At 73.4% G+C, this 1,734-nt stretch carries 2 protein-coding genes; one reads left to right on the forward strand and one right to left on the reverse strand.

Annotation, left to right across the window (positions count from 1 at the left end; genetic code table 11):
• Positions 1–176: 176 nt before the first annotated feature.
• Entirely contained in the window at positions 177–572 is a 396-nt protein-coding gene (locus ACWJ6R_RS35875; RefSeq protein WP_449066468.1) for a nuclear transport factor 2 family protein, read from the reverse strand.
• A 254-nt stretch (positions 573–826) separates the two neighbouring features.
• On the opposite strand from ACWJ6R_RS35875, the gene ACWJ6R_RS35880 reads away from it, so the two are divergent.
• Entirely contained in the window at positions 827–1,360 is a 534-nt protein-coding gene (locus ACWJ6R_RS35880; protein WP_449066469.1) for a DUF4240 domain-containing protein, read from the forward strand.
• The last annotated feature ends 374 nt before the right edge of the window (positions 1,361–1,734 follow it).

The following is a 1,734-nucleotide window of genomic DNA, read 5'->3' on the forward strand; positions in this document are numbered from 1 at the left end:
GCGCTCGCGGCCCGCCGTCCGGAGAGCCTCCCCGCTCCGGGCGTCGTCCACCGGTCAGGTCGTGCGGTCTCCGTCTGCTGCTCCACCGGCCCCAACGTACCCGAGCGACGGCCCCTCAGGCCGGTTCCCCGCTCGCCGGTGAGCCGTCCGGGCGGGGGCGGAGCGGGCGGGCCGGCTCACCAGCCGAACGGGAAGGGGACGTGGCCGGGGGTGACGTATGAGTAGTCCCGGGACTCGACGACCAGGCCCTGGGTATCGAAGCGCAGCATCGTGCACCCTGAGATCGTCAGCGGGCCGCTGTCGTAGTGGCACAGCGCCCAGTACTCCGCCGCGGCCTGGTCACCCTGGACCAGAGGCGTGGCGAAGCGGGCCCGCGTCGGCTCGGTCTCCGACGCGAACGCATCCTGGAGATACTTCCGGAGCCCGGCGCGTCCCCGGTGAGGAGGACCGAAGGGCGTCGACCAGTGGACGCCGTCCTCGGCCTGGCACTCGACGATGACCTCCGTGTCCTGCTGCGCCCATCCCGCCGTCCACACCTGCGTCCAGCGCAGTGCGGCCTCGTGAACGTCCACGGTGATCCTCCACGGTCGGTGATCGGTTTCCGCCGTCGCGAACACTACGACCCGCCCGACCGGTGTGCCAGGCCGGGCGGGTCACCGGTCGAGGATCCCGGCCGCCCGGCGGATCTTCGCGCCGCCGTACTCGCCGCGGTCGTCTGGCCGGTCGTCACCTGGCCGGTCGTCACCCGTGCGGGTGAATCGTCGGTGCCGCCTGGTTAGGTGATCAGGACGGGTCACAGGGACGGTCAGGAGAGGCGGCGGCGGACGTGAGGGATCAGCGGCTCCCGGTGGGGGACGAGGAACGGTTCTGGGATCTGGTGGAGGCGGCCTGGGCGCCGCTGGGGGCGGAGGTCGATCGGGCGCGACGGGCGTTGGCGCATCGGGCGCCCGGTTCCGACGAGGACCTGCACGGCACGTCGCTCGCCGCGGTCGAGGCCGCGCTGCCGGAGTTCCTGAGCAACCTCCGCTCCGCCGGTGAGGGGTTGTCGGCCGAGGAGCTGACCGATCTCGACCGGGTGGTCGAGCGCAAGCTCTACGACATCGACCGCGCGGACATCCAGGCGGTCACCGACGGCTCCGACGACGGTTTCCTCTACGCGCGGGGCTTCATCGTCGCGATGGGCCGCGACTTCTACACCGCGGTGGCCGAGGACCCGGAGAAGGCGGTCCTGGACGCCGAGTGCGAGAGGATGTGCTACTTCTTCGCCCACCTGCACTTTGAGCGCCACGGGGCCTTCCCGGACACCGGATCGGGGATCTCCCGCGAGTCGTGCTCGAACCCGGCCGGCTGGTCCGGCTGACCCGCCTCCCGCGGCGCCCGTGAACCCCGCGGACCGCCCCGCCAGGGGCTCCGCGGGGAGATGGGCCGCGCCCGGCGGCGCTCCCCGTGGTGGGCGGCGATCGCGCGGGGCACCCGGTGCTCGGTGCCGGGCTCCACGATCACGACGCGCTTGAGCCGCCCGGGTGCGCCTCGGCCGTGCGCACATGCGCTTGAGGCATGTTCATACGCGCTTGAGGAAGGCGCGCACCTCGTCGGCCTCGGGGACGCCGAGCTCCTCGTAGAGCTCCAGGGCCGATCGTCCGTGCTCGCGGGCCAGGTCGGCCTGCCCGAGGCCCAGGCGGGCCCTGGCCAGGCCGTCGTGAGCCCGGGCCTGCTCGGGCCGGTTGCGGGCCG

This window comes from Planomonospora algeriensis, from assembly GCF_977012225.1.